At 65.2% G+C, this 4805-nt stretch carries 4 protein-coding genes; all 4 read right to left on the reverse strand.

Annotated features, from left to right (window positions below; translation table 11 throughout):
* On the reverse strand, positions 1-552 hold a 552-nt coding region (locus VLR48_RS02890; protein ID WP_325290337.1), incomplete at its 3' end, for a carboxypeptidase regulatory-like domain-containing protein.
* Positions 553-781: 229 nt separating this feature from the next.
* Positions 782-2266 (reverse strand): RsmB/NOP family class I SAM-dependent RNA methyltransferase, encoded by a 1485-nt coding sequence (locus VLR48_RS02895; RefSeq protein WP_325290338.1) that lies wholly within the window; start codon positions 2264-2266, stop codon positions 782-784.
* A gap of 10 nt (positions 2267-2276) precedes the next feature.
* Positions 2277-3758, reverse strand: coding sequence for a RimK family protein (locus VLR48_RS02900; RefSeq protein ID WP_325290339.1), 1482 nt, complete (start codon positions 3756-3758; stop codon positions 2277-2279).
* Positions 3759-3954: 196 nt separating this feature from the next.
* Positions 3955-4805 (reverse strand): GNAT family N-acetyltransferase/peptidase C39 family protein (locus VLR48_RS02905; RefSeq protein WP_325290340.1); only part of this gene is annotated, 851 nt, incomplete at its 5' end.

Here is a 4805-nt window from a genome sequence, read left to right on the forward strand (position 1 = left end):
TGTCGGCCCGGCTGCGTCTTGGATCTGCACGCGGATGTTGGACAGATAGGCCCCGGACCCGGCGACGGCGAACAAGAGCCGCAGGTTGTACTGAGACTTCACTTGCTCCATCGCCTCGCGCTCGGAGGCACCGATCCCTCCGCTGACGTGCGGAACCCCGAGGGTCGACTGGCCGGGAAGCCGCCGCTCCGTAAGGGGCTCCGGCGGCGGAGCAGTCACCGGCTCCTGCGCCGGCGTCGAGACCTGCTCGGGCGCCGCGCCCGGGGCGACCGCAGGGACCGTGTCCGTGCTTCGATCCGCAGCGGCAGGCGCCCCCGGCAGAATTGCTCCGCCGGGAAGTAGGGTTCCCGGCGGCAACAGGATCGCCTCCTCGAGCACGGTCCCGTTCGGCAGAGTCGACCCTTCGGGCGCAATCGCCCACTCGACCGACGGCTGAGCGACGGGCGTCGGCGCCTGCACCTCTTGCCCGGTCGGCTCCTGCGCCAGCGCGGCTCCCGAACCGAGCCAAGCCAACATCACCGCAACCTCGAACCTCTTGTCGCGTCGCCGCATCGCTCACAACCCTCCCAAAAAATGACATCGACTCAGGCGATTCCGGAAACAAGTATTCCGACTGCATGTGGGTGCAAGACCTGTTTGGGCGACTAAAGTCGCCCCTACGCCCCTACGCCTCGGTAGACCCTTTACCTAAAATCACCTTAAAACGCGTCCGCTCCAAGCCGAGCGGACAGATCCAAGGCTAAACAACACGAAAACATCCCATAAACCATCGGGACGCGTTTTAAGCCGCGCAGCCACTCCAACGGCTCGGAAACAAACTCTCGATGACCCCGGAGCGATGCAGCACGCCCACGCCCAGCACATGACCACGATAGCTCACGATGATCTGCCCCGTCGGCGTTGCGGCCCGCTGCTCGGGTGTCGGGTCGAAGATCTCGCGCCGCAGGTAGCGATCGCGCTGCTCGGTATCCAATGAAACACCGAAGCGCGTGATATCGCGCCCGAACAGTAAAGATCCGCCTGTGCTGGGCTTAGGCGGTCGCACATTGGTGCGATGAAAGAACAAACCGCTCGACTCGGCTAAGGGTACCGCGGGCGGCGCATGATCGGCGGCCATCAGGTGCAACCCACGTCGGGTTTGGCGGTTGGCGCGGTAGTCGGCCCAATAGTCCCCGCCCAGGCCGTATTTGTCGTCGAGACCGGCGAGCCATTCGGCGGCATCCGTGTCGTCCAGGACGGCCGGCTCGGGCGTCGGCTCCGCGGGGTAGCCCGCATCCTTCTCCAGGATCGCCATGAAGAAGCCGCCGGTGTCGCGGTGGTGAGGCCAGATCCTCAGGCAGCTCGCCAGCTCGGGCGGAAGCTCCCGCCCGTTCCAATGGGTGACACCCGGCATCGCGACGAACCCCGGAACCGATGCGGAGACCAGGCGCAGCATACCGGGATGCTCTGCCAGGATGTCGGCCACCACCAGCTCGTTCTCTTCCGGCGCGAAGGTGCAGGTGGAGTAGAGGATGCGCCCGCCCGGACGACAGCGCTGCACCGCCTTGCGCAGCAATGCCCGCTGACGCGGACCCAAGCGCAGCCCGCTGTCCGGATCGAGACGTGGCAGCAAGGACGGTGTGCGCCGCAGCGTCCCCTCGCTCGAGCAGGGTGCGTCGACGAGGATACGGTCGAATTGCCCGCTCGCACTCGGCCAGTTGGCGCCGTCGCAGCAAGTGGTGGTGACGTTGACCACTCCGAGCCGGTCGAGATTGCCTTGGAGCGCCTTGATCCGCGCATGGGCGATGTCGTTCGCGACGAGCGTCCCGCGATTGCCCAGGGCGAAGGCGATCTGCGCGGTCTTGCCGCCCGGTGCCGCGCAGAGATCCAACACCCGCTGACCGGGTGCCAGGTCCATCAGCATCGCGGGTAGTTGCGAGACCTCCTCCTGCGCATGGGCAAGACCGGCGCAGTACCACCAGTTTCGGCCGGCCTTGGTCTCCTCGGGGAGTCGCAAGGCAGCGGGCAGACCAGGCACCGGTTGCGACTCCAGACCTTGCTCGGCCAGCAGGTCGGCCAGTTCGGCAACCGAGATCCGCGTCGGATTGGCCCAGATGCAGGGCGGCAGCGGCCGGCCGAGCGCCTCGGCGAAGGCGTCCCAATCGTCGACCAAGGTGCGATAACGGGCCAGGGGCGAGGCGGCGATCTGCTCGGGCGTGATGAGGGCGTTCGCCTTCACGCGCGAGAGACGCACGCTCTGCGGGCGAGATTCCGTAGATAGAGTCATTGTGTTCCAGTCAGCGTTTGCCGGAGCGCCGGCGGTCAAGTCGTGCCACGAATTCGCCGATCAAACGGGCGTAGAGCTGATCGCCAAGCACCTTGTCTTCCACACCCGCGTCGAGGCTGGGGTTGTCGTTGACCTCGATCACCACCGGACCGGCCGGCGTCTCCTTGAGGTCGACGCCGTAGAGCCCGTCGCCGATCAGATCAGCCGCCTTCAGCGCCGTCTTCATGACGGCGGGCGGGACGGCCTCGACCGGCAGGGTCTCGAACCCGCCCTGCTCGTGACGACCGTCGCTCTCGTGTTTGACGATCTGCCAATGATCGCGGCTCATCAGATACTTGCAGGCATAGAAGGGCTGGCGACCCAGGATACCGATGCGCCAATCGAAGGGCGTGTAGAGATACTCCTGCGCCAGGATCAGATCGGACTCCTTGAAGAGCTTGCCGGCGATCCGCGTCAATCCGGCGCGATCCTCCGCCCGGAAGACACCGCGCGAGAAGGATCCCTCCGGGATCTTGAGCACGATCGGATAGCCGATCAGCTGCTCGGCCTCCATCAGATTCTCCTTGCGCAACACCAGCGTCTTGGGCCGCGGGATGCGATGCGCGGCCAAGAGCTCGGCAAGATAGACCTTATTGGTGCAGCGCAGGATGGAGTCGGGGTCGTCGATCACGACCATCCCCTCGCTGTCGGCCTTCTTGGCGAAGCGGAAGGTGTGGTGACCGATGCGCGTAGTCTCGCGGATGAAGAGCGCGTCGTACTCGGCGAGCCGGCTGTAGTCCTTGCGCTGGATCAGCTCGACGTTGACGCCGAGCGCCTTGCCGGCCTTCACGAAACGTTGCAGGGCCTTGCCGTCGGAGGGCGGCAGCTCCTCGGCCGGGTCGTGCAGCACGGCGAGGTCGTATCGATAGGACAGACGTGCGCGCGGTTGGCGCCAACGCTGCGAGAGATAACCCTCCAGCGCCGCAAACAAAGGCCCCTCCCCGTCCGCCGTGACGGCGGCCAGCGGCAGGGCCTTGATGGCCCCGATACGCCAGGTGCCTTGGCGGCGAAACTCCACGCGCAGGATCGGGCAGCGGAAGGTCTCGAAGATCTCGCGCGCGAGCGGTTGCAGCTCCTTGACGTCGCACTGGCCGAAACAGATGGTCAGCTCATAGGCGGTCGGGGCGAGTGCCGAGGTCTTGCGTCGCCCGAGCAGACGCTGCACCAGCCCGTCGAGCTCTTCGGTGGCCAGGCTGTAGAGCTCGCGGCTGGAGAGCTCCTGGATGGTCCGCACGCTCGGGATGACCTTGTGACCCCGCGCCTCGGCGAGCAGCGAGCAGTAGTACCCCACCGAGAGATAGCGATAACTGCGGCACAGGTTGATGACCCGCAGATCGCGCTTGGAGGCCAGCTCGCCGCCCGCAAGATAGTCGCGCGCGGTCACCACGGGCAGACGCGGAAAGCCCGGCTTCCAGTCGCCTTGCTGCTCCACCAACAACAGGTGCTCAGCCATTTAAATCGCGCTCGTTCGTCGAGTCGGTGTCGCGTTGCATTTTGGTTCCGGGTTTATCCACACCAACGCACCTCGGCACAGGCGCGATTTAAAGAACAAGAAAAGTAAAAATCCTAAATCGCGTCAGTGACGACGGTGGTCGCAGCAGGGTCGTTCCGATCCATACGCGAACGATGCATGTCGCACCGGACGCGATTTAGCAGGAGACGAGAACGACGGCCTGCAACCCGACCCGACCATACCGGGCCATGCGACTGAATTCGTCGCGGGGAATCGGCATATCGATCGAGTCCAGCGTGGTCTCTCCGTTGGCGTAATCCACATAGGGGTCATGGACATAAACGAAATGCTCGTCGAAGCCGGTGATCACGACCCAGTGCGGGAATTTCTCGCGGTAGATACGGTAGGAGCTGATCAAGACCAGGGGCACCGAGCCGGCGTCCCAGCGTTGCTGGAGATCGTCGACGCTGAGCGTGCCCTGGTGGACCGGGATGCCCAAGCGCTGCGCCTCGGCCAGCATGTCTTCGTGAACCAGGCGCATGACCTCCTTCTTCTCCGGACTGCGCACCGAGTCGACCAGCGGAACGCCCGGATCGTTCACGAAGACCTCGACCGAAAAGCCTCGGGATTGTGCGGACAAGGCCAGTCCGAGAGGGCCGCAGCCCCCGTGACCCGAGGTCATGAAGATGGTCGTGGACTCGCGCCAGATCCGCAGCTCCAGGGTTCGATTGAGCTCGAGGGCGGGGCGCAGCGCCTGCATCGCCATCATCAGCGACGACGACCCGCAGGTGAAATCGAGCGTTTGCTCGTAGAAGGGCACGCGCTTGAGCTCCGGCTTGAGACCGGGAGAGAGTGTCTTCTCGTAGCGCAGCGCCTCCATGTGGTCTTCGTAGTAGTCCGAGAGCACGCCGAAGCGCCGATAACCCGCGCTCTCGAACAGCGCCTGCGAGGCGAGGTTGTCGCGCCGGATCTCGAGGCGCATGTAGGCGCGCTCCTGCTCCCAGGCCGCCTCCTCCGCCGCCTCGACGAGTGCGCGGCCGACCCCTC

The organism is Thiocapsa sp., from assembly GCF_035467215.1.
In the GTDB taxonomy this organism is placed as follows: Bacteria; Pseudomonadota; Gammaproteobacteria; order Chromatiales; family Chromatiaceae; genus Thiocapsa.

Bases quoted from the DNA above. Each gene is read 5' to 3' on its own strand.
- VLR48_RS02900 (WP_325290339.1), bottom strand. From the start codon at position 3,758: ATGGCTGAGCACCTGTTGTTGGTGGAGCAGCAAGGCGACTGGAAGCCG.
- VLR48_RS02895 (WP_325290338.1), bottom strand. From the start codon at position 2,266: ATGACTCTATCTACGGAATCTCGCCCGCAGAGCGTGCGTCTCTCGCGC.